Source organism: Mycobacterium sp., from assembly GCF_049647605.1.
In the GTDB taxonomy this organism is placed as follows: domain Bacteria; phylum Actinomycetota; class Actinomycetes; order Mycobacteriales; family Mycobacteriaceae; genus Mycobacterium.
Genome location: NZ_JBARXZ010000079.1, coordinates 43,387 through 69,547, shown reverse-complemented (window position 1 = coordinate 69,547; position 26,161 = coordinate 43,387). Strand labels below are relative to the sequence as shown.

Below are 26,161 nucleotides of genomic sequence, written 5' to 3'. Positions count from 1 at the left end.
TGGCGTGTTCCCGCTGAATGAGTCCAGCAAGTTCTAGAGTCCTGTGGCCCGATGTCGGGCGAGAAGGGACGATGAACGTATGGCTGGTCGGAAGCGGCACTCCGCAGAAGACATCGTGCGCAAACTGCGCCGTGCGGATGAGCTGACCGCGGAGGGCAAGACCGGCGAGGAGATTGCCGCCGAACTCGAGGTCTCGCCGGCGACGCTCTACAACTGGCGCCGCTCCTACGGCGGCATGGACACCGACGCCGCCAAAGAACTCAAGGAGCTCCGCGAGCAGAATGCCCGCCTCAAGCGACTCTTGGCCGAGGCCGAGCTGGTCAAAGATGCTTTGCGGGAGGTCGCCAAGGGAAAATTCTGAGCCCAGCTGCCAAGCGCCGCGCCGTCGATATGCTCACTACCACGCTGGGCATGTCGGAACGGCTGGCGTGCAAAGCGGTTGGGCTGGCCCGCTCCACCCGCCGCCGTCTGCCCCAAGCAGAGACCCCTGCTGATCCTGATGTCGAGATCCGGGCCTGGCTGCGCTCCTACGCCACCAAACACCCGTGCCACGGGTTCCGGCGTGCCTGGGCAGCGCTGCGGTACGACGAGCGCCGTGAGGTTAACAAGAAGAAGATCCACCGGCTGTGGCGCGAGGAAGGGCTGCAGGTGCGGGTGCACAGTCCCCGCAAGCGGGCGGGGGTGTCCTCGATCCCGCCGATCGACGCCGACGCCCCGAACGTGGTGTGGGCGATCGACTTCCAGTTCGACTCCACCATCGACGGCAAGGCCATCAAGATCGCGTCGATGGTCGACGAACACACCCGGATGTCGCTGCTGAACATCGTCGAGCGGTCGATCACCGCCGACCGACTGGTCGACGAGCTCACGAAGGTCTTCGCCGCGGCCGGCGGTCCGCCGGCGGTGCTGCGGATGGATAACGGTCCGGAGTTTATTTCCCAAGCGCTGCAACAGTTCTGCGACGGACGGTTCGACATGTCTTATATCCCGCCGGGAACGCCGTGGAACAACGGACACATCGAATCCTTCAACAACCGACTACGCAAGGAGTGCCTCAACCGCAACCACTGGAACACGGTGCTCGAGGCCCGCGTGGTCATCGACGACTTCAAGACCGAACACAACCACCGGCACCGCCACTCGGCCCTGGGCTACCGAACCCCGGCCGAGTACGCTGCCGTCTGCAGATGTAGCCACACCCCGGTGGCCTGCAGCACCAACTGAAACTGGATCACACCAACCCGACTCCAAGAACGGGTGGACTCAGAAACGGGGACTCGCCACTGCCACGTCCACCCCTGTCGATTTGTGAAGGGCCAATCGTCTTGCGAGTGGAGTGTCATCAGCCCGCCCAGGCAGAGCGCATCTTGCCGGTCATACCGTCTGTACACAAAAGGCAATCAGGGCAGGCGCGGAGATCGGCCCGCGGACCATCAGACGACCGGCCTCGCCGATACCCCACCACGCCCGACGCAATCGCAGTGCACCGCCGACGAACGTCTCCTGATCCAAAGTGACCAGGTAGTCGGTCTCCAGATCGCCTAAGACCACCAGATGAGTGCCGCCGTCGAAGTCGGTGTTCAGCACAGAACGCACCCGCATCGAGCCCCGCACCAGCAACAGGAACTGCGACGGGCGTTCGAGGTCGTTGGGGTAGAGGTTGTCCAGTTTGACGTCGAGGCCCTCAGCCACCAGGTCGCCGTCGATGGCCAGTACGCCGGCGGCACTGAATTCAGGGTCCTGGTCGGCCAGCTCACTCAGTTCGGATTCCCAGGGCAGCTCCGCGGCGACAGCGCCGAGGGTGCTCTGCTGCCGAAGCCGGGTGGCCAAGTCAAGGGTCGCCATGGGGCGCACCGTAGACGGCGGCGGGAAACGGTGGGTTACGCGCCGTACTTGGGACCGGCCCGTCTTCGCCTTCGTCCCTCAGGCTCGTCGACCGGTCTGTGCCACAATCCCAGAGATGCAGCGCGTCCTGGCGGCGTTGTTCGGCGCCGCCCTGGTGCTGAGCGGCTGCGCCCACTACCTCCCCGGTGTGGCAACCATCGGTGCCTCCGGCGACGAGCAGGCTGCCTTCTTCGAAGGTGACCCGCCGACCTACGGTCAGCAGGTCAGCTCTGCCGACGAGATCCGGCTGGCGTATCTGCGGGCGCTGCGGCGGCTGGACGTCTGCGGGCTGGTCAACCAGCAAAGCCTGGCCCGGATCGGCGAAATCCGGTTGATGGGAACACTTTTTGCCTTCGACGAGTGTGACGTCGAAGTGAAGGTGGCGGGGAATCCGTGGCCCAGCGTGATCACCGCGACGGTGGAGCTGGCAGAGGCGCAAGGACCGGAAGTGCTTCGGGAGCAGGGTATTCCGGTACTGGAGTCCTATCCCGGGGCGTGTGAGTACCTGGTGCCCCTGGGGCTCTCGGACGTCCCGGGTGCCAGTCCGCTGGCGGGTCCCGAGCAGCCCTATCTGCGGGTCGGTATGGCCTCTGAATTCGACTGCGACATGGTGCGCCGGGTCGCGTCGGTGGTCGCGGCCCGGGTGGCGGACGTTCCGTTGCCGGTGCGCGACGGGGCAGCGGCTTACACCACGGCGCTGGCCGAACGTGATCCGTGCGAGATCCTGACGGCACTCGAGGGTTACGTCATCGACCAATGGAGCATTTCGGCCGGTACCCCGTATCGGTGCGCGTTCGGCCTCGGTCGGGACCGCGGCGCTGCGACGATGCCGATCACGGTGTCGCTGCGGCCGCGGGTGGTCGACATCAGCACTGCCGGCCGCGGGCTGATCCGCGTCGGTGACGTCGAGGTGTATCTGGATCGCGATGGGTGCTCGGCGCTGGTCTTTGTCGGTCCCGACCTGCAGCGCCGCCGCGGAAACGGCGCTCTGGTGGACACCGGCGATCTGCGGATCCGCCCGGCGGTCGATGTCGCCGGTGGGCAGGGCAACTGCACCGGGCAGACGTTGGTGCAGGAGGTTGCCGCTGCCGCGGCGGACCTCTTTCGATGACTGCACCGGATACAGTGACCTCGGTGAAGTGGCAGAAGTTGAACCGGCGGTGGTGGATCGCCCTGGCATGTGTGGTCGTCGCGGTGACCGCTCTTGTCATCTCGGAGACGGTGCTCAACCGCACGTCGGAGGCTTGTCGGCCGGTGGTCGACCTGCTCGAGTTCAACCAGGCCCAGGCTGACCAGATTGCCCAGCACACCGATGACTCCGCGGAACTGCCCACCGTCGCCGATGACGTCGCTTACCAACAGTGGGCCGATGGTATGGCGCAACGCGCCCAGGCTGTCACCGATCCGGATCTGGCCGGATCGGCGATCCGGGCCGCGGATCTGGCCGCACAGTTTGTCGCCAAACTGCCCAGCCTGCGCGCGGAAGCCGACGCCTACACGCCGGGTGCGCCTACCCCGGCACTGGTGCACGAGATGAACTTCCTCAACGCCCGGCTCAGCCAGGAGATCACCGAACTCAACAATGCGTGTGTCAACTGAGCGGCTGCAGTGCCGAGGTTCGGTGATGTGCGCTTCGGTGCTCAGGCTGGCTGGCTATCGCTGCGGTTGACGGTCTCCGCTCCGGCTGCACGGGGGCGGACGACTTTGTGGAACAACGTGAGGTACATCCAGGAGTCAATGACGGTGGCGCCCGCGATGGGGCGAATCTTGTTGTCCAGCAAAAACAGTAGCGACTCTCCCGTTTCTGTGACGACTTCGGCCAGCACATCGAATCGGCCGGCGGTGATCGCCACGGACGTGACCGCGTCCAGCCCGGCCAGGGCCGCAGCGACATCCTGGGCGCGCGCTTGCGGCCCGACTCGGACTCCCACCCAGCTGGTGTATCGGTACCCCAGGCGGAGCGGGTTGACGATGCACGTCACCCGCACCACTCCTGATTCGACGAGCTTGGCGTAGCGCATCCGCACGGTGGCCTCCGACACACCCATGGTGGATGCGAAGTCCCGAAAGGATGCCCGGCCGTCGTCGGCCAGGTGCGCGATGATCCTGCGATCGGTGTCATCCAGGGGGCTGGGTCCGACGCCGTTGAGGGTGGGGCGGGGGAAGCGGCTTTGTTGATAGTGCACCCGCAGGTACGGCAGAACCTCGACGGCAGCCACCCCCGCCGCGGAGCCGATGGTGGCGTAGGCAATGTCATGCAGCTCTTGTTTGTCGGTGCACACCACTTCGGCCTGGATGGCGAATGGCCCCGAGGTGACGGTCACGTAGTCGATCTCGGGGACCGCCACCAGTTCGGCGGCGATGTCCACAGGTGGTCGGGATCCGTCCACTATGATCAAAACCATTGCCATGCAATCAAATCCGAGTGCTGCTGGATCGGCTACCGCGACGATCGCGATGGAGTGGGCATCCAGTAGCCGGGCCACACGGCGCCGGATGGTTTTCTCCGTCACTTGCATTCGGCGCGCCAGTTCGGTGAATGGCATGCGACCGTCGACCTGGAGCAGATCGATCAGTTCGAGATCGGTGGCGGGAGGATCTGTCGTGCGCGCGTCGGTCTCCAGCGTGTGCGTGATCTCCCGCCTATGTGGCGTCACCCCTGCAGCTCTTGCGGCATGCCGCCGACATTACAATATTTCCGAACATGTCACGGGCACAACCGGAATCGTAATGATTCGGATCGGTCGAGAACGGAATCACCGCTCCAAGTCGGTAGGTAACGGGGCGCCCCACCGTTCGGTGAAGGCGATCTCGCTCAGCGGTAGTCGTTCCCGAGGCAGCGAATCGCGGTCGGCGATCTCGGAGGCCACCTCGTGGTCGCCGAGTCTGCCGACAGCAACTATGGCCAGTGGTTGTACCTGACCGGGGATGTCGAAGGACTGATGAGCTCCGGTGACGTCGAAGCCGGCCATCGGGTGGGTGTGCAGCCCGCGCGATGTCGCCTCGATGGCAAGGTTTGCCATCGCTGCACCCGCGTCCACTCCGGCGTACCGGGCAGTGCGGTCGTCCTCGCCCTCGTCGGTGCACACCAGGATCAGGGCGCTGGCGGCCTTGGCGTAGCTGTTGCCGCGATTGAGCAGGCCGGCCAGGGCGGTGAACGTCTGGTCGTCGCGGATGCCCACCACAAACCGCACCGGCTGCCGTCGGCCCCAGGTCGCTGACCAGCGTGCCGCTTCGAGAAGGGCCAGGAGATCACCGTGGGCGAGGGTGGCTTCGGGATCGAACCCCCGCGGGCTCCATCGCGCGGCGATCGGCGGATGGATGGGCACCGAGGTGGTGGCCAACCGGTCGGAGGAATGCGAGGGCATGTCCCGAAGTTACCGGTGGGGAAAACCAGGTGCTTGTCTCATCTATCCTTGTTCGGAATCGATACCGATCTCCAAGCACCCCTGAAAGGGCGGATTGTGGCGCTCGTCGTGCAGAAATACGGCGGATCTTCGGTGGCTGACGCCGATAGGATCCGGCGCGTTGCCGAGCGCATCGTCGAGACCAAAAAGGCCGGCAACGACGTCGTCGTGGTCGTCTCGGCGATGGGCGACACCACCGATGACCTGATGGATCTGGCCAAGCAGGTATGCCCGGCGCCGCCGGCGCGTGAGCTGGACATGTTGCTGACCGCCGGCGAGCGGATCTCCAATGCGCTGGTCGCCATGGCCATCGAATCGCTCGGCGCCCAGGCCCGATCCTTCACCGGTTCGCAGGCCGGCGTCGTCACGACCGGGACCCACGGCAACGCCAAGATCATCGACGTCACCCCCACGCGGCTGCGCGCGGCGCTCGACGAAGGGCAGATCGTCCTCGTCGCCGGCTTCCAGGGCGTCAGCCAGGACACCAAGGACGTCACCACGCTGGGCCGTGGCGGCTCCGACACCACCGCCGTCGCGGTGGCCGCGGCGCTGGGCGCCGATGTCTGCGAGATCTACACCGACGTCGACGGGGTGTACACCGCCGATCCGCGGATCGTGCCCAATGCCCAGAAGCTCGACACCGTGAGCTTCGAAGAGATGCTCGAGATGGCGGCGTGCGGCGCCAAGGTCTTGATGTTGCGTTGTGTCGAGTACGCCCGCCGCTATGACCTGCCCATTCACGTGCGTTCGTCGTACTCCGACAAGCCCGGGACCATCGTCAAAGGATCGATCGAGGACATCGCCATGGAAGACGCCATTCTGACCGGAGTTGCCCACGACCGCAGCGAAGCGAAGGTCACCGTCGTGGGATTGCCCGACGTCCCCGGATACGCGGCCCAGGTGTTCCGCGCCGTCGCCGACGCCGACGTCAACATCGACATGGTGCTGCAGAACATCTCGAAGGTGGAGGACGGCAAAACCGACATCACCTTTACCTGCGCCCGCGACAACGGCCCGGGCGCGGTGGAGAAGCTGACCTCGCTGCAGGACGAGATCGGTTTCACCCGCGTGCTGTACGACGACCACATCGGCAAGGTGTCGCTGATCGGCGCCGGCATGCGCAGCCACCCTGGCGTCACCGCGAAGTTCTGCGAGGCGCTGGCCGAGGTCGGTGTCAACATCGACCTGATCTCCACCTCGGAGATCCGGATCTCGGTGCTGGTCAAGGACACGGAATTGGACAAGGCAGTGGCCGCGTTGCACGAGGCGTTTGGCCTCGGAAGCGATGAAGCTGCTGTCGTCTACGGCGGAACAGGGCGTTGATCTGATGGTGAACATCGCTGTCGTCGGCGCGACCGGTCAGGTCGGCCAGGTAATGCGCACCCTGCTGGAGGAACGGGACTTCCCGGCCAGCAGCGTGCGGTTCTTCGCTTCTGCGCGGTCGGCGGGCAAGAAGCTGCCCTTCCGCGGCCAGGAGATCGAGGTCGAGGATTCCGAGACCGCCGATGTCTCCGGTATCGATATTGCGCTGTTCTCGGCCGGGGCCACCATGTCGCGGGTGCAGGCGCCGCGCTTCGCCGCCGCCGGTGCTGTGGTGGTCGACAACTCCTCGGCGTGGCGCAAGGATCCGGACGTGCCGCTGGTGGTCTCGGAGGTGAACTTCGCGCGTGACGCCGGGGTGCGTCCGAAGGGCATCATCGCCAACCCGAACTGCACCACCATGGCCGCAATGCCGGTGCTCAAGCCGCTGCACGACGAGGCCGGTCTGACCCGGCTGATCGTGTCCAGCTACCAGGCGGTCTCCGGTAGCGGGCTCGCCGGTGTCGAAGAGCTGGCCTCGCAGGCCCGCGCCGTCATCGACGGTGCCGAGCAGCTGGTGCACGACGGTGGTGCGGTGGAGTTCCCCGCACCGGTGAAGTACGTGGCGCCCATCGCTTTCAACGTGGTGCCGCTGGCCGGCGCGCTGGTCGACGACGGCTCCGGTGAGACCGATGAAGATCAGAAGCTGCGCAACGAGAGTCGCAAGATCCTCGGCATCCCGGAGCTGTTGGTGTCCGGTACCTGCGTGCGGGTGCCGGTGTTCACCGGTCACTCGCTGAGCATCAATGCGGAGTTCGAGCGGCCACTTTCGGTGCAGCGGGCCCGTGAGCTGCTGGCCGCCGCACCCGGTGTGACACTGACCGACGTGCCGACCCCGTTGGCCGCCGCCGGTGCCGACGATTCGCTGGTGGGCCGCATCCGCCAGGATCCCGGCGTGCCCGACGGCCGTGGTCTGGCGTTGTTCGTCTCCGGTGACAACCTGCGTAAAGGTGCGGCTCTCAACACCATTCAGATCGCCGAGCTGCTGGCCGCCCAGCTCTAGTACCTTGCGCCGAAACTCACGTTTGGGCGGAAAAGTACGAGTGCTGTGCGCCCTTTTGTCGATTTCGGCGCTGCTGACGGCTCCGATTTTGCACGCCACACCGGAGTCCGGCCTGCCTGCGCTGCAACCCGGCCAGGTGATCCGCATCGGACCGATCGCCGGTACCGGAACCCCGACAAGGGATTACGGTATCGGCGCCACCGATCTCTGTGAGTTCATGGAGTTCCCCACCGAACTTCTCCAGGTGTGCGGTGACAGTTTCGCCGGCCAAGGTGTCGGTTTCGGCGGGTGGTACTCACCGGTGGCCCTGCACGTCGACCGCGCATCGCTCGACGCGCCTGGCGGGGTGCGCTACACCGGCGTCAGCGGGGTGTTCTCGCCGCTGCTGGCCGACCCGACGCCGCCGGGTTGGTCACAGCTCCCGGCCGGGGTGGTCTCGATCAACCGGGAGAACTACCTGTTGGTCACCACCACCGCGAGCTTGCGGCCGCAGACCTCACGGTTGGTGAAAGCGCAAGCATCGCAAGATGATTGGCCGACGATACCGGGTTCCGAGCGTACTGCCGGTTACGCCGACGGCATGCAGTCGCAGATCAGCGGCTACTACGACCCGATCCCGACGCCGGACTCCGAAACCGGCTTTGTGTACATCGTCGCCAACAACTTCGACCGCAGTGGGCCCGTCATGCTGTACCGGGTACCGCCGGCCGACTTCACCGATCGGTCGAAGTGGCAGGGCTGGTCGGCATTCGAAGGCTGGAACAAACCGCCTACCCCGCTGTGGCCGGACCGCGTCGGCGAGATGAGTGTGCGTCAACTCGACGGCAAGACCGTGCTGTCGTATTTCAATGCCAGCACCGGCAATATGGAGATTCGGGTGGCCAATGACCCCACGGGCCTCGGTACTGCACCGGTGACCACGGTGGTGCGCGCGTATGCCTGGCCTGAACCCGCCGAGAGCCTGCCACCGCCGGAGATCAACCAACTGGCCCAGCCGTACGGCGGCTACATCTCTCCGGCGTCGACACTCGACGATGTGCGGGTTTTTGTCAGTCAGTGGAACACGGAGTCTCGAGAGCGCGCCCCGTACCGGGTGATCCAGTTCGCGGTGAACCCGCTCAAGCCCTGGTCCATGCGCTGACAGCTACAGCGGTGCCAAATCGAAGACAAAGCCCCGCAGCAGTGAACGCTCGTGGTCTGAACATTCAAGCTGCGGGGTTTCGCTGGGCCTGCTCCAGAATGGTGCGTCGTCGAAGCAGCGAACCCAATTCTGGGTAGCCGCTGCCGACGGGCTTAACCAGTAGAGCCGTCGGTAGAAGGTCAGTGACGCACAAAAGCGGCCGCCGAAATCGGCGGCCACTTTTGGGTCGAGGCTGCTCAGCTCTTGAAGACATCCTTGATCTTCTCGCCGGCGTCTTTGAGGCCGGCCTTGGCCTGGTCGAGCTTGCCTTCGTTTTCGGTGCTCTTGTCACCGGTGACCTTGCCGAGGCCCTCTTTGGCCTTACCGCCCAGGTCGTCGATCTTGTTGCTGAATTTGTCGTCGGCGCCCATATTTGTCCCCTTGTATCTCAGGAGTGGAAATCGGGCTCGTGGTGAACCCGCCGGGGACGGAGTACCTCGCGAGGCACCCATTTGAAACCTTCACAGCCATTCCATAGCTGTCGCCTAGCCGCCGCTGTGGTCGGCGCAGGATGATCGCGGCATGAGTCAATTACCTGAACAGGCGTCCTCACATGCCGAAACACCGACTCCAGAAGTGGTCGCCGTCCGAGCTGAGCGCAACCGTGTGACGTTGGTCGCAGCCTGGGTGGGCATCGTGGCGGGAGTGGTGTTCATCGTGGCCGTGGTCTTCTTCTCTGGGTTCATCCTCGGCCGGGTATCGGGCGGCGGAGGGGCCTTCGGCGGTCACGGCCACCACGACATGATGTTCGACGGCCGGTCCGGACCGCCCATGATGGGACCGGGTGGCCCGGGTGCGTTGTTCGGCTCCTCCGGACCCGGCGAATGGGTGCCGTCGCCGCCCCCACGGCCGCCGGCCCGTCCCTGACCTGCTGGTACGTCTCGGGGTAGAGCGGGTAATCCCTTCTCGATTGCGGCGTGGACAGCCCACCACGAGCGAGGAGATGAATCGCAGATGCCCGAAAAGTTTGCCACCACCGACGGCGGCGCCCCGGTTCCCAGTGTCGAGCATTCGCTGTCGGTCGGTCCCGATGGCCCGTTGCTGCTGCAGGACCACTACCTGATCGAGCAGATGGCCAATTTCAACCGGGAGCGCATCCCGGAGCGGCAACCGCACGCCAAGGGCGGCGGCGCGTTCGGCCATTTCGAGGTGACCAACGATGTCAGTGCTTACACCAAGGCCGCGTTCCTGCAACCCGGGACCAAGACCGACACCTTGATCCGCTTCTCGACGGTGGCCGGTGAGCGCGGTAGCCCGGACACCTGGCGTGACCCGCGTGGATTCGCGCTGAAGTTCTACACTTCCGAGGGAAACTTCGACATGGTGGGGAACAACACCCCGGTGTTTTTCATCCGGGACCCGATGAAGTTCCAGAACTTCATCCGTAGTCAGAAGCGCATGCAGGCGACGAACCTGCGTGATCACCACATGCAGTGGGATTTCTGGACATTGGTGCCCGAGTCGGCGCATCAGGTGACCTGGCTGATGGGCGATCGTGGCATCCCGAAGTCGTGGCGGCACATGAACGGTTACTCCAGCCACACCTACAGCTGGATCAACGCCGCAGGTGAATTGTTCTGGGTGAAATACCATTTCAAGACCGATCAGGGCGTCGACTTCCTGACGCAGGAGGACGGCGACCGACTCGCGGGGGAGGACGGCGACTACCACCAGCGCGACCTGTACAGTGCGATCGCGGACGGTAACTTTCCGAGCTGGTCCCTCAAAGTGCAGATCATGCCGTTCGAAGAGGCAAAAACCTACCGGTACAACCCGTTTGACCTCACCAAGGTGTGGCCGCACAAAGACTATCCGCTGATCGACGTCGGCAAGCTGGTGCTCGACCGTAATGTCACCGACTATCACGCCGAGATCGAGCAGGCCGCGTTCGAGCCCAACAACATCGTGCCGGGCACTGGTCTGAGCCCGGATAAGATGCTGCTGGCGCGAGGCTTCTCTTATTCCGACGCCCACCGCGCCCGACTCGGCGTGAACTACAAGCAGATTCCGGTCAACGAGCCGCATGTCGAGGTGAACAGCTACAGCAAGGACGGTGCGATGCGGATCCGCAACGCCACCGACCCGGTGTACGCACCGAACTCGATGGGCGGGCCGGTCGCCGACGCCAAGCGCGCCGCCGAAGCGCACTGGGTGTCTGACGGCGACATGGTGCGCACGGCGTATACCTTGCGCGCCGAAGACGATGATTGGGGTCAGCCCGGCACGCTGGTGCGGGAGGTGCTTGATGACAAACAACGAGACCGGCTGGCTCACAACATCATCGGTCACGTTTCCAAGGGAGTGAGGGAACCCGTGCTGTCGCGGGTGTTCGAGTACTGGCACAACGTTGACCCTGACCTCGGTAAAAAAGTAGAAGAAGGGGTGCGCGACAAGCTCAACGGCGGATAGGCGGGGATGGGTGGCTCCCCACTCAATGTCGACCGCCACCCATAACGACTAGTTGTCGCTGGCCGGGTTGGTTGACAGTGGCGCTGGCGGCGAGTTCGGCGTAGTGGGCATCGGAACCGGTGGCGGCGTGTTCGGCGATGACACCAACCTGATCCAGGGACACGCGCCCGTCGCGCAGTGCGGCCACACACCGCGGGAACTCCTCGGCCCGACTCGCCACTGCGGTGATCGTCGCCGCGTGGGTTGAGGACACCCCGAGTTTCCAGGCCACCAACCCCGCCACCGCCCGGGCTCCGGTGCCACCCCACAACCCGTCACGGTCGATTTCGGCGACGATCTCCACGATCCGGCCATCGACGGCGTTACGGTGTCCGGTCAACTCCGCCAACTCGTCGAACAACACCTCCAGCCGCTTACCGGGAGGTGTCCCGGCAGCGGCCAAAGATGTTGCAGTGGAAGACATACCCCCATCAAAGCAGAGGAGTCCGACAAAAAACGGACCCAAAGGCTAGCGGACCTGACCCGGATACGGCAGCAGCGCCATCTCGCGGGCGTTCTTGATCGCGGTTGCGACCTGGCGCTGCTGTTGCACCGTCAGCCCGGTGACGCTGCGAGACCGAATCTTCCCCTTCTCGGAAATGAAGGTCCGCAGGGTATTGGTGTCTTTGTAGTCGACGGTCTCGCGTCCCATGCTGGTGAGCAGATTGCGCTTGGGCCGCTTGGGATCCGGCGCCGGTCGGCGTTTGAGACGTGCCATCACCAACTCGACTTCCGGACGCCGGGCAGTTCGCCGCGATGGGCGAGCTCGCGTACCCGCACCCGCGACAGGCCGAATTTACGCAGATGACCACGTGGCCGGCCGTCCACCGAATCGCGGTTGCGCACCCGCACCGGTGAGGCGTCGCGGGGCTGGCGCATCAGCTCCGTCATGGCCGTCGCTCGCTGCTCGGCGGTGCTGTTGGGGGACTTGATGATTCGGCGCAGTTCCGCACGCCGGTCGGCGTAGCGTGCGACGATCTCACGGCGTTTCTCGTTTTTGACGATGTTGGACCGCTTGGCCATGTCAGCGCTCCTCGCGGAAGTCGACGTGTTGGCGGGCTACGGGGTCGTACTTGCGCAGAACCAGCCGGTCGGGATCGTTGCGTCGATTCTTGCGGGTGACGTAGGTGTATCCGGTTCCTGCCGTCGACATGAGTTTGACGACGGGCCGGACGTCGGTGCTCTTTCCAGCCATCAGATTTTCTGTCCTTCCTGGCGTAGCCGGGCCACCACGGCTTCGATACCGTCCCGGTCGATAACTTTCATGCCTTTGGTGCTGACTCGCAGTCGGACTCGGCGGCCCTCCGACGGTAGGTAATAGGTCTTGAGTTGAATGTTCGGGTTCCAGCGCCGGCGGGTGCGGCGGTGGGAATGCGACACGGTGTTCCCGAAGCCAGGGCTTCGGCCGGTCACCTGGCAATGCGCGGACATCGGTGCGCCCCCTCCACGGTTATTGGGAATCATTTTCGACAAGCAGACCTGTGCACTGTAGCGTGAACATCGCTTAAGTGAAAATGATTCCCAATAACGGAGGGTGATGTGCGTACCCCGGTGGTGTTGGTCTGCGGGCTGGGTGACACCGATGCAACGGCTGGCGTATTGCTCCGCCAGCCGGGCACTTTGGTGGTCGAGCACCGGTTCGACGGCCACGTCGTGCGACGGACGATGACAACCCGTCGAGGTGGGCATTCGACCACGGCAGAGGCGGCACTGGAGCTGGCGCACGGATGTGTCTCGTGCACCATTCGCAACGATCTGCTGATCCTGCTGCGGCAACTGCACCGTCGTGACGACGTGACACGCATCGTCGTGCACCTGCCCTCGTCGATGGAGCCCGAGCCGGTGTGTTTTGCGATCGATCGGGTGCCGGTGCGGGTGGGACCCGGGTATATCGACGGTCCGGCGGCTCGCGATGTTTTCATCGCCGCGGTGGTGGTCTGCATCGACTCCGACACCTGGCTGGAACACGCGCTCGGTGACGAGGAGCTCGAGGACGGACGCACGCGGGCACAAGTGGCGGTGTGTCAGGCGGAGTTCGCCGACGTGCTGGTGGTGGACCGGCCGGAACCGATGGTGCTCGCGGTGCTGCAACGGCTGGCCCCGCGCTCGCGGATCACCGCAGGCGCAGGCCGGGTGGAAACAGCTTTGGCCAATCTCGAGCCCGACTCACGTTGCGGCCGTGTCGATCACCCGCACGGACCACTGTTGTCCGGTGAGCCGCCGCTACATGCCGACGGCCCGGTGCAGCTGATCGAGTTCGGTGCCCAGCGCCCCTTCCATCCTCGTCGCCTCCACGATGCGCTCGACAAGCTGCTCGACGGGGTGGTGCGGGCCCGGGGCCGGCTTTGGTTGGCCAACCGCGCCGGGCACGCCATGTACCTGGAATCGGCGGGCGGGGGTCTGCGGGTCAGCAACGCCGGAAAATGGCTGGCCGCCATGACATCCAGTGAGGTCGCCTATGTCGACCCCGAACGCCGCGCCCTCGCCGACCTGATCTGGGAGTACCGGTTCGGGGACCGGCACACGTCCATGACCGTGCTGGTGTGCGGGGCCGACCCCGATGATGTGCTGGGTGCGCTGCACACGGCCCTGCTCACCGATGACGAGATGAACCGACCGAACGGATGGGCGGCCTACGACGATCCATTCGGCGACTGGCACACCGAACCCTGTTACGACACCACCGAAGTCACTGCCGACAGTCAGCGCGGCGCCGAAGGAGGACACGCATGAAACCCAACATCCACCCCGACTACCACCCGGTGGTTTTCCAGGACGCGACAACGGGCACGGCCTTTCTCACCGGTTCCACGCTCACCAGTGCGCAGACCGTCGACTGGGAGACACCCGACGGGATACGGACCTACCCTCTGGTGATCGTCGACGTCACGTCGGACTCGCACCCGTTCTGGACCGGTGGCAATCGTGTTCTCGACAAGGCCGGTCAGGTCGAGAAGTTCCGCAAGCGATTTGGTGAGCGCCGCCGGCCCTGAGGCCGTCAGTAAACGTCGCGGACGTACCGCTTCTCCCGTTTCAGGGTGTTCACGTACTCGGTTGCGGCCTCGGGGACCAGCCCGCCGTGCTCGGCGACAACATCGTGGAGCGCCTTGTCGACGTCCTTGGCCATCCGGGTGGCGTCGCCGCACACATAGAAGTGGCCGCCGGCTTCGAGCCAGGAGAACAGATCGGCGCCCTGCTCGCGCATCCGGGTCTGCACGTAGACCTTCTGGGCCTGATCCCGCGAGAACGCCAGATCCAGTCGGTTCAGCAGGCCCGAGTTCGACCAGCCGGTGAGCTCGTCGGCATAGATGTAGTCGTCGGCGCGATGTTGATCGCCGAAGAACAACCAGTTGTCGCCGCCCGCGCCGCGCCGCTCGCGTTCCTGCAGGAACGCCCGGAACGGTGCGATACCGGTACCGGGACCGACCATGATCATCGGTGCGCTGTCGTCGGCGGGGACCCGGAACGACTTGTTGGGCTGCAGGAAGATCTTCGCGGTGCCGCCCCGGTCGGCCAGGAAGGTCGAGCAGACCCCGCCCCGCTCGCGGCCGGTGCTCTGATAGCGCACGCTGGCGACGGTCAAGTGGATGTGATCGGGATGCGCCAGTGAGCTCGACGAGATCGAATAGGCCCGGTGCTGAAGAGGTTTGAGCAGCTCGATGAACTCTTCCAGGGCCAGCTCGTCACCGCCGATCCGCAAGATGTCCAGGACGTCCTTGCCGTAAAGCCAACGGTCCAGGGTTTCCTTCACCCCACCGCGGAGTGCGTGGGAGAACTCGGCGTTGTCGGCGCGGCTTTCGACCGCACCCAGCAGATCCTTGGACGGGACACTGATCTCGTAACGATGGGTGAGCAGCTCACCGAGTGGCTCACTGTCGACAAGGGTGTCCACCGACACGCGGAAGTGATCGGCAATCGCCTCGACCAGTACCGGATCGTTCTCCGGGATGACGGCGAGCGCGTCACCGGCTTCGTAGGTGATACCGCTGTCGGCGAGGGCAAACTCGTAGTGCCGGATCTCTTTGTCCGAACCCGGTCCCGACAGCAACCGGTTGACGGCGACGTCGGAGACAAACGGGTTCTTGCGCGTCCAGCCGGAACGTGCCGCAATGCTGGGCGGAGGTGTGCTCGGGGTGCCGCTGGCGCCGGTGAGGCTGACCAGACTGCCTACCGCGGACTGCACCCACTCGGCGGCGAGGGCCTCGTAGTCGATATCGCAGTCGGCGCGGGCCACCAGGCGGCTGGCGCCCAGCTGTTCGAGCCGCAGGTCGATCAGCTTGCCTGCCTGGCAGAAACCGTCGTAACCGGTGTCACCGAGCGCGAGGACCGCGAAGGACACCCCTTCGAGCCGGGGGGCGGTGCTGGCAGACAGCGCCTCCCAGAACAATTCGGCGTTGTCGGGCATCTCGCCCTCGCCGTAGGTGGAGGTGATGATGAGAACGTGCTTACACCCGGCGAACTCGTCGAGTTCGATCTCGTCGAGACCGGCGACGGTCACGTCGAAGCCCTGCGCCCGGGCAGCGGCCGCGGCATCGCCGGCCACCCCCTCGGCATTGCCGGTCTGGGTGCCGTAGAGGATCCGCAACGGCGGCCGCGGCGCCTCCGAGTCGCCTGCGACAGCAGGCGGCGGCGTCATGCTCACCGCCATCCGAGAGTGCAGACCGGCCAGGAATCCCGAGATCCAGGCGCGCTGGTCCTCGTTGAACGGAGCGTCTTCGGGGATGTAGCCGATCTTCATGAGCTCTTCACAGGTTCCTTGCGCGGCGCGACCGGGGTCGAGTCCGCGATGACGACGGGGATGGTTTTGAGCGCAAACAGCTCTTCGAAAGACGGTAGCCGACCGATCTTTTCGACGTTCTTTGTGCTCTGGAACAGGATCCAGCCGTAGGTGCCCGGACTGTCCATCGACAGCACGTTGCGCTCGGTGAGGGCTTCCTTGTAATCGGTGATCCGCTTGTTGGCGATCAGCACCGCGAGGTCCTCGTCGCTGAAGGGGTCGATCGCTTCCCGGGCGTAGCGCTGCAGCTTCTGGATCAAGAAGAAGTCCTCGGTCAGCACCAGGTTGCGCACGGTCTTGCCGATCCGGGGGTCGGTCACATCCGTGACACCCGGGGTGCGCGCCATCGCCAGCTGCTGAGCCATGTTCAGCACGGTGTAGGTGTTGAGCAGAGCGAACATCTCCTCGGTGTCCGTCTCCCCGTAACCCGGCACCGAACCGCCGTGAACCAGCTGCTTGTCGCGGTAGGACCGCTTGAACTTGTGAACCTGGTAGCCCGCCAGCGCGGTTGCGAGCTCATCGAGCAGCTCCTTGCGGGTCTTGGCCGCCAGGATCGCATCGGAATCCTGGTACTGCAGCAGCGCGCGCGGCATCACGTACACCACGTGCTGACGCGTTGTCGCCCAATCATCGAGCAGCGACTGAGCTTTTGCCGATCCGGTGGCTTCGACATGCCACTGCAGCAATGTCTGGGCGGCCACCTCGTGGAACGGTGCCGTCGTGATCGGGGCGAGTTGCACCGAGTCGGCGCTCACCTTGGCGGCCAGCGCCCCTTCCGGGTCGTACTGGTATAGGAAGCCGCCGCTCATGCCGTTGGCGACGCCCTTGCCGAATCCGCCGATGTTGAACACGGCACCGTTGGTCATGTACTCACACAGGAATTCGCCGACCCCTTCGACCACCGCGGTGGCGCCTGAGTTCCGCACCGCGAAGCGGTCACCGGCCTCACCTTCGACGAACAGGCGTCCGCCGGAGGCGCCGAACAGTGCGAAGTTGCCGACGAGGACATTGCCACTGGATTCGCTGGAGCCGCCACCGGGAGAGCGGACCGCGATGCTGCCGCCGCAGGCACTCTTGCCGACGCCGTCGTTGCAGGTGCCGGTGTGGGTCAATGTCATTCCGTCGTTGCAGAACACGCCGTAGCTCTGGCCGGCCGAGCCACTGGTGGTGATGACCACGCTGTCGGGGGTGAGGTAGCGACGTCCGCGATCGTCGGTGGCGACCGACGATCCGGCGGCCCCCTCGTGGTTGAGCTTTCGTTCGATGTCGATCGCCAACTGTCCGCCGACACTCTTGTTCTGGTTGCTCAGCTCCACCGGGTCGAGAACAGCCCCGCTGAACGTCAACTGGCTCAGGAAGCTGTCGTCGACGGTGTAGTCCTTCTCCATGTAGATCGGCTCGTCGACGAGGACTTCCTCGGTCACTTCGAGCATCTTTCGCAAGTCGAGTCGCCCGATGCTGGAGGGGTGTTCGAGGAGGTGGAGCAGGTCGCTGCGTCCGCGGGCGGCCCGCAGTGACGGCAGGCCGAGCGTGGCCAGGATCTCGCGGACCTCGTGGGCGATGTTCAGCAGATACTGTGCCAGCGCCCGCGGATCCCCCTCGAATGCTTCGGCATTGGTGGTCAGGCCGGCCGGGCACTTGATGTTGCAGTTCTTGGCCATGACGCACTTGAGCATCATCAGCGCGGTGGTGCCGAACTCGAAGCTGTCCCCGCCCAGGAGCGCCGACTTGATGACGTCACTGGCGGTCTGGTGGGCACCCGAACAGCGCAGCGTCACCTTCTGCCGGATACCGTTGACGCACAGCGCCTGATGGACTTCGGCGACCCCGATCTCCGCGGAGCGTCCGGCGTACTTGAGGCTGGTGACCGCGGCGGCCCCGGTACCGCCGGTGTTCCCGGCGACGTTGATCACGTCAGCGCCGGCCTTGGCCACGCCGACTGCGATGGTGCCGATACCCTCCGAGGAGACCAGCTTCACGATCACCCGAACGCGTGCCGCCTTGCAGTCGTGGATCAGCTGCGCGAGGTCCTCGATCGAGTAGGTGTCGTGGTGCGGCGGCGGCGAGACGAGCTCCACCCCCGGGGTGCCACCGCGCGCCGCGGCGATCTGCACTGTCACCTTGGGTGCGGGAAGCTGGCCCCCTTCACCGGGTTTGGCACCTTGCCCGATCTTGATCTCCAACTCCCGCAACATCGGATCTGCGAGATAGCCGGCCCACACCCCGAAGCGGCCCGAGGCGAACTGCTTGATGCGCGAGCCGCGGATGGTGCCGTATCGGGTGAGGTGCTCGCCGCCCTCGCCACAGTTCGACAGACCGCCGACCATGTTGGTGCCGTGTGCGACCGCTTCGTGCGCCTCGGCCACCAGCGCGCCGTGACTCATCGCTCCCGAGGCCAGGGTTGCGGCGATCTCACTGGCCGGCTGAATCTCATCCAGCGGTATCGAATCCGGTGCTGTTTGCAGGTTCTGGAGATAGTGTGCCGCAGCCCCGGTGGCCCGCACCCACAGTCGGTCGCCGACAACCTCGCTGTCGAGGATGTCGTCGTCGAAACGTGCCACCAACGAGAACGCCAACGCATCGAGGCGTTGCGCCCCCTGGCTGAGGCGCAGCGTGAATTCGTCACCGTGCTGCACGCAGGACAGCCCGCGCACCTGGAAGTTGTTGTTGCCGGTCAGCGCGAATTGACCCATTTCATAGGTGAATTCGTCGGCGGTATGCACAAAGTTGACGTCCGCGGGAAGTGCCAGCACGTCCCGGAGTGCTGCGGGCCGGCGGCTCCGTTCGGCGTTCATGTTCCGCACGAAGTTGCGGTAGCCGGGGGTGATGTCGAAGCTGTTGACAGCGCGTGGGGTCAACTCGTCGAAACTGGTGTTGCGGTAGGCCTCGTCATCGAGTCCGAAGGCGCCTTCGAGTTGATGCAAGGGCAGCCCGCGCAGGTACGCCGGGTCGGCCATACCTGGGTTGTCGGGTCGAGCCTCGTCGCCGAACGAGATGGATTCCTCTGTCATGTCGACAAATCCGCGCACCGCCGTGGTGCCGTAGGAGTGGCCGGCACCTTCCGCGCGTTCCTTGAACAGTCCGAGAAGCGGGACGTCCTTCTCGCTGGTGACCGCAAGTGCGCGGTGGTGCCATTCGGAGACCGCGTCGGCCAAGGTGGTGAACCCGACCCCGGCGACGGGGGAGACGACGTTGGGGAAGTAGCGGCGCAGCACCGCGTCGCCGGTGTCCAGATAGTTGGGCTCGAAGAACTCGCCGCCGATGTAGCTCTCGACGGTGCACAGCCCGACGCGGCCCATGGTCTTCATCAGCGACTTCTCGGCGGCCTTGGCGAAGTGTTTGAAGGCCATCGAGATGTTCTGCTCGTCAGGGCCGAACTTCTCCTCAGCGCGCATCTGCACGGCCAGCGGGTAGACGGCCGCGGCGCCGAATCCGAGGACCGTGGCCACGTGGTGCGAGGAACACAGCTGGCCGCTCTCGGCGATCACCGACACCCGCAGCCGTAGGCCCTCCTCGATCAACCGTTGGTTGACCGCCGAGATGACGATGATGAGCGGCATTGCCGCGCGGGCACTCTCGACATGGCGATCGGAGATGACTGCGATTCCGCCGCTCTCCCGCGCAAACGCCTCCACCTCGTCGCACAGCGCATCGATGGCGCTCACCAGCGCCTCGGCATTTGCGGCCCGGTCGGTCAGGTCGATGCGGTACCGCATCCCGAACCGCCGCACCGGGGTCAGCTGCTGATCCCGGATCTTCAGCATGTCCAGATGCGTGAGAATCGGTGAGGGAACCACGATCTGGGGTGCCGGCTGGGCGCCGCTGTTGGGCTTGGCTCCCAGTGCGACGCGCAATGTCATGCCGTCCGCTTCGCGGATGCTGTCCAGCGGCGGGTTGGTCACCTGCGCGAACTTCTGGGAGAAGTAGCGGGCGATCCCACCCTCGTGGTTGGACAGCGCGTTGATCGCCGCGCCGTACCCCATCGCGGAGATCTTCTCCTGGCCGGTGGTCAGCATCGGGTCCATCAGGAACTTGAAGCTCTCCTGATTGAGCGAGTACGCGACGTAACGCTGATGCCGGTTCAGATCGCCGTTGTATCGCGCTGGAGAGCGCTGATTCTCCGGTGGCACCTGCGGCAGATCAGCGAGGTCGACGCGGGCCTCGGCGAGCATCGCGGGGTAATCATGGCGTGCCGCCAGCATTTCGAGGGCTTCGTTGGTGCTGTAGGAACGTCGCTCGTTGTGGTCGTAATAGAGCATGCCGCCGGCCTCGATGCGGCCGCGGCGCAGCACCTGCTCGGGCGGGAAGTACACCTGGCCTGCTTCGGACATCACGCCCAGGTAGTCCGAGGTCTCCACGGTGCGCAGCGGGCGCAGTCCCAGACGGTCAAGGCGGGCTCCGATGATGGTGCCGTTGCCGAAGATCAGCGCTGCGGGCCCGTCGTTCTTCTCCTCGTAGAGGCTGAAGAACTCCAGCATGGCCCGGACCTGCGGGGACAGCGTCGAATCGTTCTCCCACGCCGGGGGCATCATCGCCACCACAGCCGACACCACGTCCAGGTCGTCTTCGAACACCCGGTTCTGCAGCGTCTGGTCGAGGCGGCAACTGTCGGACTGGCCGAGTGGCCGCACGATCGACCGGTTGCGGGCCCGCGCTATTGCGTTGTCCGACAGCCGGTTCTTCTTGTCGGTGTTGAGCTCGCCGTTGTGGGCCATCAGCCGGAATGGTTGGGCCATCATCGCGTTCGGCACCGTGTTCGTCGAGAACCTGGTGTGGAAGAACATCGAGTGGACTTCCATCCGGAGGTCGGACAGATCGCTGAAGTAGGGCACCACTTCGTTCGAGTTGAGCCGGCCCTTGAGGACCTGGGTGCGCGCACTCAGCGACAACGGGTACAGGCCCAGCAGTTCGGCGCGGGTGTAGGCGATGGACTCGATGGCCATCAGGGCTTCGTGGATCTTGCGGTCCGAGATGTCCTCGTCGGCATCGGGGCAGAACACCCACTGCCGGATCGGCAGCTGATACTTGACCGCTGCCGGGCGGATCGCGGAATTGTCCACGGGTACATCACGTTTGACGGCAATGGTGAATCCCTGTGCGAGCAGGGCGGTCTCGATCACCGTTTCGGCTTCGGCGTGGAAGGCGGGATCGTTGGGCAGGAAGAAGTTGCCCACGCCGAACTGTCCGAGCTGCAGCTCAGGGCGGCCGGTGAGATCGGCGAAGAAGCGCAGTGACAGGTCGAGGTTCACCCCGGCGCCGTCGCCGACCCCCTCGGACGACATTCCGCCACGGTGGGGTACCGCGCACAGCGCTTCGTGCAGTTTGCGGATGACGTCGTGGGTCTGCACGCCGTCCTTGCGGGTCAAGAAGCCGACCCCACAACTGCTGTGTTCCAGATCCGGGTTGTACAGACCGTTCAAACGACGCTCTCCTCAGCCGGCACGCCAACCGAATGGCGCACGCGTTCAGGTGACGTGTCGCGCGTCGTCGAGCTGACCCGTCTGGCCGGCGCGGTGTCCGCGCGGGCTGGAACCCCACCGGAGGCAGCACGACACCTCGCCTAAGGCGAGGTCAGCCTAACCTAACTTCCCGTGGAGCTCTCGGGTGGGTTCTGCGCAGATGATGCCACGAACCATCCCCAACTGCGTAACCCCGGCTGGCATGATCGATTCCATGAGCATCGAAGTCGTGTACACCGCAGAGTCGACGGCCTCCGGCGGCGGCCGCGACGGCCACGTCAAGTCCATGGACGGCAAGATCGATCTCGACACCCGTCCACCCAAGGAGATGGGTGGCAGCGGTGAGGGAGTCAATCCCGAACTGCTGTTCTCCGCCGGATACGCGGCGTGTTTCCTGGGTGCACTGCGCCTGGTGGCCAAGAACGAGAAGATCGCGCTCGACGACGCCAGCGGTATCACCGCACAGATCGGGTTCGGCAAGGATTCCGAGGGCGGGTTCGGGTTGACCGCCAAGCTGGTGGGTTACCTGCCCGGCCTGGAACAGAGCGTCGCCGACGACCTGATGCAGAAGGCACACGGGGTGTGCCCGTACTCGAAGGCCACCCGCGGGAACATCGACGTTGCGCTGTCCGCCAAAGTATGACCAAACAACGGCCTGACCTGCGCATCGCGGCGGCGCTGGGGATAGCCGGTCTGGCGCTGGTGCTGGCACCCCCGGCCGGTGCTCGCCCCTCGGACCCGGGTGTCGTGAACTACGCCGTCCTGGGCAAAGGATCGGTGGGAAACATCGTCGGTGCGCCCGTGACCTTCGAAGCCGTCCTGACCAATCCCGTGCAGGTGTTCTCGGTGGACCTCCCGGTGTGCAACAACTGGGCCGATATCGGGCTGCCCGAGGTGTTCAACGATCCCGACCTGGCGTCCTTCAACGGTTCGATCACCCAGACCTCACCCAACGATGTCACCCATCTGGTCAAGCAGGCCGTCGGGGTGTTCGCCGACAACGAGGCCGCAACAGCCGCGTACCACCGGGTCACCGACCGCACCGTCGGGTGTTCGGGCCAGACCGCGGTGATGGGATTCGGTAACGGCACGTCACAGGTGTGGACCTTCGCCGGCGCCCCGCCCGGACCGGCCGACGCGGTGTGGATGAAGCAGGAAGCCGGCACGGACCGCCGCTGTTTCACCCAGACCCGATTACGGGAGAACGTTCTTCTCCAGGCGAAAGTGTGTCAATCCGGCAACGGTGGTCCGGCGGTCAACGTGCTGGCCGGCGCCATGCAGAACAGCCTGGGGCAATAGGCTCGGCTGTCAGAATCCTGGTGTTCGGGTACACGTCAGCGCAATGTAAGCCGTTAATCGCGCGAACTTGTCGGTCGCTTCCCCGAAGATGGAGCAATGACGTTCGTCGTCAGCCAGGGGGACAAACCACTCGCGGACTCGGCTGCCGCTGCGCACCACATCGCCGGCGCCAGCCTGGTTGACGCACCACTCGGCCAGGTCGGCCTCGAGGTCGAAGCGCACTGTTTCGATCGAACCGAACCGGGCCGCCGTCCCACCTGGGATCAGATCACCTCCGTCGTCGCGTCCTTGCCTGCCTTGCCCGGTGGCAGCGCGGTCACGATCGAACCCGGCGGTGCGGTCGAGTTGTCGGGACCGCCCCTTTCGGCAGCGTTGCCCGCGATCACTGCGATGGCCGCCGACCGGGCGGTACTAGACGCCGCGTTCGCCGAAGCCGGCCTCGGACTGGTGTTGTTGGGCGCCGACCCGCTGCGCGCGCCGCAGCGCATCAACCCAGGCCCCCGGTACGCGGCGATGGAACGGTTTTTTGTCGCCAGCGGCTCCGCTGACGCCGGCGCGGCCATGATGACCTCCACGTCGTCGATCCAGCTCAACCTCGACGCGGGTCCGCGTGCCGGCTGGGCCGCCCGCGTCCGGCTGGCCCACGCACTCGGGCCCACGATGGTCGCCCTGGCGGCCAACTCGCCGCTGCGCAACGGGCAGTTCACCGGCTGGGTGTCGTCACGGCAGCAGGTGTGGGGACAGTTGGACTCCGCCCGGTGCGGCCCGATCCTCGGGATCAGCGCCGACGATCCCGCCGCTGAGTGGGCCCGCTACGCGCTGAAGGCTCCGCTGATGCTGGTGCGCTCTCCAGATGGTTCCGAGGCTAGCCCGATGCTCGATTGGGTGCCGTTCGCCGAATGGGCCGACGGCGCCATCGAGCTCGGTGACCGGCGACCCACCACCGCCGATCTCGACTATCACCTGACCACACTGTTTCCGCCGGTGCGACCGCGTGGCTGGCTCGAGATCCGCTACCTCGACAGCTTGCCGGATGCGCTGTGGCCTGCGGTGGCCTTTACGCTGGCCACCCTGCTCGACGACCCCGCCGCAGCGGAGCTGGCCGCGGAGACCGTCGAGCCGGTGGCCACCGCATGGGACGCCGCGGCCCGGGTCGGCCTGGCCGATCGGCATCTACACACCGCGGCCCGCCGATGTGTGGAAATCGCCGCCGAGGTTGTTCCGCCGGAATTGGCGGGGTCGATGGAGCTGTTGACCGACATGGTGGAGCGTGGCCGGACAGCGGGCGACGACTTCTCCGACGCGGTGGTCCGGCATGGACTGGACGCCGCGATCATGGACCTGTGGCAGGAGCGCCTGTGAGCACCCGAGAACTACTGGCCGACGGCCTGGCCCGCGCCCGCGAGCGCACCCGACGACTCGTCGAATTCGACGACAACGAGCTGCGCAGGCAGTACCACCCGTTGATGAGCCCGCTGGTGTGGGACCTGGCCCATATCGGACAACAGGAGGAGCTCTGGTTGCTGCGCGACGGCAACCTCGAGGTGCCCGGGTTGCTGCCGGCCAACATCGAAGGGCTCTACGACGCATTTGTCCACTCACGGGCCAGCCGGGTGGATCTGCCGCTGCTGTCTCCGACACAAGCCCACGCCTACCTCGACACGGTGCGCGCCAAAGCCCTCGACGCCCTGGACGCCGCCGACGACACGTCGTCGTTCCGGTTCGGATTGGTGATCAGCCATGAGAACCAGCACACCGAGACCATGCTGCAGGCGCTGAATCTGCGCGTGGGAGCACCGCTGCTGGACAAGAACGCCCCGTTGCCTGCCGGGCGGCCCGGGGTGGCCGGAACCTCGGTACCGGTGCCCGCCGGGGACTTTGTGCTCGGCGTCGACGCCGCCGACGAACCGTTCTCGCTGGACAACGAACGCCCGGCCCACACGGTCGAGGTTCCCGGGTTCCGGATCGGCCGGGTACCGGTGACCAACGGCGAGTGGCGGGCCTTCATCGGTGATGGCGGCTACCGTCGCCGCGAACTGTGGTCGGTGCCCGGCTGGGAACATCGCACGCAGGCCGCCCTGGTGGCACCGCAGTTCTGGAACAGCGGTGACGGCACCCGCACCCGGTTCGGGCATGTCGAGACCATCCCCGACAACGAACCAGTGCAGCACGTCAGTTACTTCGAAGCCGAGGCCTACGCCGCCTGGGCCGGAGCCCGCCTGCCTACCGAGATCGAATGGGAGAAAGCGTGCGCCTGGGACCCGGCATTCGGACGGCGGCGACGCTTCCCGTGGGGCGCTGAGACGCCGACCGCGCAGCTGGCCAACCTCGGCGGAGAGGCACTGCGGCCCGCCCCGGTCGGTGCCTATCCGGGCGGCGCCTCCGCCTACGGCGCCGAGCAGATGCTGGGCGAGGTCTGGGAATGGACCAGCTCCCCGCTACGGCCGTGGCCGGGATTCACCCCGATGATCTACGACCGGTACAGCGAGCCGTTCTTCGAAGGGCCGGGGGCCGGAGATTATCGGGTGCTGCGCGGCGGTTCCTGGGCGGTGGCCCCGGACATCCTGCGCCCCAGCTTCCGTAACTGGGACCACCCGATTCGTCGGCAGATCTTCGCCGGTGTGCGATTGGCCTGGGATCTGTAGATGTGCCGACACCTCGGATGGCTCGGCGCGACGGTGCCGGTGAGCAGCCTGATGCTCGACCCGCCCAGCGGGTTGCTGGTGCAGTCGTACGCCCCGCGGCGCCAGAAGCATGGGCTGATGAACGCCGACGGGTGGGGCGTCGGGTTCTTCGACGGGGCCGTCCCGCGGCGCTGGCGGGCGGCTGGTCCACTGTGGGCTGACAAATCCTTCGCCTCGGTGGCGCCGGCATTGGCGAGCAGCTGCGTCGTGGCGGCGGTGCGCTCGGCCAGCGTCGGGATGCCGGCCGACGCCTCGGCGGCCGCGCCGTTCACCGACGGGCAGTGGTTGTTGTCGCACAACGGCCTGGTGGACCGGGCAGTCCTGCCGCTGGACCACGCCGCCGAATCCGTGGTCGACAGTGCGATTCTGGCTGCGCTGATCTTCCGGCGCGGATTGGAGCATCTCGGTGAGACGGTGGTCGAGGTCGCCGCCGCAGATCCCGCCGCCCGGTTGAACATTTTGGCAGCCAACGGTTCTCGGATGTTGGCTACCACATGGGGCGACACCCTGTCGGTGCTGCGTCGGCCCGATGGTGTGGTGGTGGCCAGCGAACCGTACGACGACCACCCCGACTGGCAGGACATTCCCGACCGCCACCTCGTCGAGGTGTCCGACGGGACCGTGACCGTGACCGCATTGCACTTCTGAGAAAGGGTCTTCG

At 65.6% G+C, this 26,161-nt stretch carries 25 protein-coding genes and 1 pseudogene; 15 read left to right on the top strand and 11 right to left on the bottom strand.

Annotated elements, in window-relative coordinates:
- Nucleotides 1-79 precede the first annotated feature (79 nt).
- Nucleotides 80-1,224 (top strand): IS3 family transposase gene (locus WBB07_RS10245; protein WP_526307242.1). Its coding sequence is split into 2 segments (ribosomal slippage): nucleotides 80-347 and nucleotides 347-1,224, totalling 1,146 coding nucleotides; the frame shifts between segments, so codons are not numbered across the junction.
- A gap of 150 nt (nucleotides 1,225-1,374) precedes the next feature.
- On the opposite strand, the gene WBB07_RS10240 is transcribed toward WBB07_RS10245, so the two are convergent.
- Nucleotides 1,375-1,845 (bottom strand): hypothetical protein, encoded by a 471-nt coding sequence (locus tag WBB07_RS10240; protein ID WP_526307240.1) that lies wholly within the window; start codon nucleotides 1,843-1,845, stop codon nucleotides 1,375-1,377.
- A gap of 115 nt (nucleotides 1,846-1,960) precedes the next feature.
- Here WBB07_RS10240 and WBB07_RS10235 point away from each other — a divergent pair, with 115 nt between their 5' ends.
- Both WBB07_RS10235 and WBB07_RS10230 read left to right on the top strand, forming a co-directional pair.
- Nucleotides 1,961-2,995, top strand: coding sequence for a hypothetical protein (locus tag WBB07_RS10235; protein ID WP_526307238.1), 1,035 nt, complete (start codon nucleotides 1,961-1,963; stop codon nucleotides 2,993-2,995).
- Nucleotides 2,992-3,483 (top strand): hypothetical protein, encoded by a 492-nt coding sequence (locus tag WBB07_RS10230; protein ID WP_526307236.1) that lies wholly within the window; start codon nucleotides 2,992-2,994, stop codon nucleotides 3,481-3,483. The genes WBB07_RS10235 and WBB07_RS10230 overlap by 4 nt, the downstream gene beginning before the upstream one ends.
- 41 nt (nucleotides 3,484-3,524) lie before the next feature.
- Here WBB07_RS10230 and WBB07_RS10225 read toward each other — a convergent pair whose 3' ends face one another.
- Together WBB07_RS10225 and WBB07_RS10220 are read right to left on the bottom strand one after the other, a co-directional pair.
- The gene (locus WBB07_RS10225; protein WP_526307234.1) at nucleotides 3,525-4,541 is read right to left on the bottom strand and encodes an Lrp/AsnC family transcriptional regulator; all 1,017 of its coding nucleotides are present in this window, start codon (nucleotides 4,539-4,541) and stop codon (nucleotides 3,525-3,527) included.
- A 99-nt stretch (nucleotides 4,542-4,640) separates the two neighbouring features.
- Nucleotides 4,641-5,252 (bottom strand): nitroreductase family protein, encoded by a 612-nt coding sequence (locus WBB07_RS10220; RefSeq protein ID WP_526307232.1) that lies wholly within the window; start codon nucleotides 5,250-5,252, stop codon nucleotides 4,641-4,643.
- A 96-nt stretch (nucleotides 5,253-5,348) separates the two neighbouring features.
- On the opposite strand from WBB07_RS10220, the gene WBB07_RS10215 reads away from it, so the two are divergent.
- Genes WBB07_RS10215 through WBB07_RS10205 form a run of 3 tightly spaced genes read left to right on the top strand, consistent with a single transcriptional unit; the run spans nucleotide 5,349 to nucleotide 8,794 of the window.
- Complete coding sequence (locus WBB07_RS10215; RefSeq protein ID WP_526307230.1) at nucleotides 5,349-6,614, top strand: aspartate kinase; 1,266 nt, start codon at nucleotides 5,349-5,351, stop codon at nucleotides 6,612-6,614.
- A gap of 4 nt (nucleotides 6,615-6,618) precedes the next feature.
- Complete coding sequence (locus WBB07_RS10210) at nucleotides 6,619-7,653, top strand: aspartate-semialdehyde dehydrogenase (RefSeq protein WP_526307255.1); 1,035 nt, start codon at nucleotides 6,619-6,621, stop codon at nucleotides 7,651-7,653.
- A 55-nt stretch (nucleotides 7,654-7,708) separates the two neighbouring features.
- A complete protein-coding gene (locus WBB07_RS10205) occupies nucleotides 7,709-8,794 on the top strand; it encodes a DUF4185 domain-containing protein (protein ID WP_526307253.1) in 1,086 nt (361 codons plus the stop codon).
- A 236-nt stretch (nucleotides 8,795-9,030) separates the two neighbouring features.
- Here the strand turns inward: WBB07_RS10205 and WBB07_RS10200 are convergent, their stop codons facing one another.
- On the bottom strand, nucleotides 9,031-9,204 hold the full coding sequence (locus WBB07_RS10200; RefSeq protein ID WP_526307228.1) for a CsbD family protein: 174 nt from the start codon (nucleotides 9,202-9,204) through the stop codon (nucleotides 9,031-9,033).
- Nucleotides 9,205-9,355: 151 nt separating this feature from the next.
- On the opposite strand from WBB07_RS10200, the gene WBB07_RS10195 reads away from it, so the two are divergent.
- Both WBB07_RS10195 and WBB07_RS10190 read left to right on the top strand, forming a co-directional pair.
- A complete protein-coding gene (locus WBB07_RS10195) occupies nucleotides 9,356-9,700 on the top strand; it encodes a hypothetical protein (RefSeq protein ID WP_526307226.1) in 345 nt (114 codons plus the stop codon).
- Between the two features lie 87 nt (nucleotides 9,701-9,787).
- Nucleotides 9,788-11,242, top strand: a complete 1,455-nt coding sequence (locus WBB07_RS10190) for a catalase (RefSeq protein WP_526307224.1) — start codon at nucleotides 9,788-9,790, stop codon at nucleotides 11,240-11,242.
- A gap of 67 nt (nucleotides 11,243-11,309) precedes the next feature.
- Here WBB07_RS10190 and WBB07_RS10185 read toward each other — a convergent pair.
- The 5 genes and pseudogenes from WBB07_RS10185 to rpmB form a co-directional block, all read right to left on the bottom strand.
- A pseudogene (locus WBB07_RS10185) lies at nucleotides 11,310-11,705 on the bottom strand (DUF222 domain-containing protein); the annotation flags it as partial.
- Nucleotides 11,706-11,750: 45 nt separating this feature from the next.
- Entirely contained in the window at nucleotides 11,751-11,999 is a 249-nt protein-coding gene (gene rpsR / locus WBB07_RS10180; RefSeq protein WP_526307222.1) for a 30S ribosomal protein S18, read from the bottom strand.
- Entirely contained in the window at nucleotides 11,999-12,304 is a 306-nt protein-coding gene (gene rpsN / locus WBB07_RS10175) for a 30S ribosomal protein S14 (protein ID WP_526307220.1), read from the bottom strand. Before rpsN ends, rpsR begins: the two co-directional genes overlap by 1 nt.
- A 1-nt stretch (nucleotide 12,305) precedes the next feature.
- Nucleotides 12,306-12,476: a 50S ribosomal protein L33 gene (rpmG, locus tag WBB07_RS10170; RefSeq protein ID WP_526307218.1), complete on the bottom strand. Its 171-nt coding sequence runs from the start codon at nucleotides 12,474-12,476 to the stop codon at nucleotides 12,306-12,308.
- The gene (gene rpmB, locus WBB07_RS10165; protein ID WP_526307216.1) at nucleotides 12,476-12,712 is read right to left on the bottom strand and encodes a 50S ribosomal protein L28; all 237 of its coding nucleotides are present in this window, start codon (nucleotides 12,710-12,712) and stop codon (nucleotides 12,476-12,478) included. Before rpmB ends, rpmG begins: the two co-directional genes overlap by 1 nt.
- 108 nt (nucleotides 12,713-12,820) lie before the next feature.
- Between rpmB and mrf the strand changes: the two genes are divergently transcribed.
- Both mrf and WBB07_RS10155 read left to right on the top strand, forming a co-directional pair.
- On the top strand, nucleotides 12,821-14,014 hold the full coding sequence (gene mrf / locus WBB07_RS10160; protein WP_526307214.1) for a ribosome hibernation factor-recruiting GTPase MRF: 1,194 nt from the start codon (nucleotides 12,821-12,823) through the stop codon (nucleotides 14,012-14,014).
- Entirely contained in the window at nucleotides 14,011-14,274 is a 264-nt protein-coding gene (locus tag WBB07_RS10155; RefSeq protein ID WP_526307212.1) for a type B 50S ribosomal protein L31, read from the top strand. The genes mrf and WBB07_RS10155 overlap by 4 nt, the downstream gene beginning before the upstream one ends.
- Before the next feature lie 5 nt (nucleotides 14,275-14,279).
- Here WBB07_RS10155 and WBB07_RS10150 read toward each other — a convergent pair whose 3' ends face one another.
- Nucleotides 14,280-16,019 carry a diflavin oxidoreductase gene (locus WBB07_RS10150; protein WP_526307210.1) on the bottom strand — a complete coding sequence of 580 codons (1,740 nt, stop codon included), beginning with the start codon at nucleotides 16,017-16,019 and terminating at the stop codon, nucleotides 14,280-14,282.
- Nucleotides 16,016-21,478 (bottom strand): glutamate synthase-related protein, encoded by a 5,463-nt coding sequence (locus tag WBB07_RS10145; protein ID WP_526307208.1) that lies wholly within the window; start codon nucleotides 21,476-21,478, stop codon nucleotides 16,016-16,018. The genes WBB07_RS10150 and WBB07_RS10145 overlap by 4 nt, the downstream gene beginning before the upstream one ends.
- 253 nt (nucleotides 21,479-21,731) lie before the next feature.
- Between WBB07_RS10145 and WBB07_RS10140 the strand changes: the two genes are divergently transcribed.
- The 5 genes from WBB07_RS10140 to egtC all read left to right on the top strand — a co-directional run bounded on the left by WBB07_RS10140 (nucleotide 21,732) and on the right by egtC (nucleotide 26,148).
- A complete protein-coding gene (locus WBB07_RS10140) occupies nucleotides 21,732-22,160 on the top strand; it encodes an organic hydroperoxide resistance protein (RefSeq protein WP_526307206.1) in 429 nt (142 codons plus the stop codon).
- The gene (locus WBB07_RS10135; protein ID WP_526307204.1) at nucleotides 22,157-22,816 is read left to right on the top strand and encodes a sensor domain-containing protein; all 660 of its coding nucleotides are present in this window, start codon (nucleotides 22,157-22,159) and stop codon (nucleotides 22,814-22,816) included. Before WBB07_RS10140 ends, WBB07_RS10135 begins: the two co-directional genes overlap by 4 nt.
- 96 nt (nucleotides 22,817-22,912) lie before the next feature.
- Nucleotides 22,913-24,178: an ergothioneine biosynthesis glutamate--cysteine ligase EgtA gene (gene egtA, locus WBB07_RS10130; protein WP_526307202.1), complete on the top strand. Its 1,266-nt coding sequence runs from the start codon at nucleotides 22,913-22,915 to the stop codon at nucleotides 24,176-24,178.
- Nucleotides 24,175-25,461, top strand: a complete 1,287-nt coding sequence (egtB, locus tag WBB07_RS10125; protein ID WP_526307200.1) for an ergothioneine biosynthesis protein EgtB — start codon at nucleotides 24,175-24,177, stop codon at nucleotides 25,459-25,461. The genes egtA and egtB overlap by 4 nt, the downstream gene beginning before the upstream one ends.
- Nucleotides 25,462-26,148 carry an ergothioneine biosynthesis protein EgtC gene (gene egtC / locus WBB07_RS10120; RefSeq protein ID WP_526307198.1) on the top strand — a complete coding sequence of 229 codons (687 nt, stop codon included), beginning with the start codon at nucleotides 25,462-25,464 and terminating at the stop codon, nucleotides 26,146-26,148. It begins immediately after the preceding gene.
- Nucleotides 26,149-26,161 lie beyond the last annotated feature (13 nt).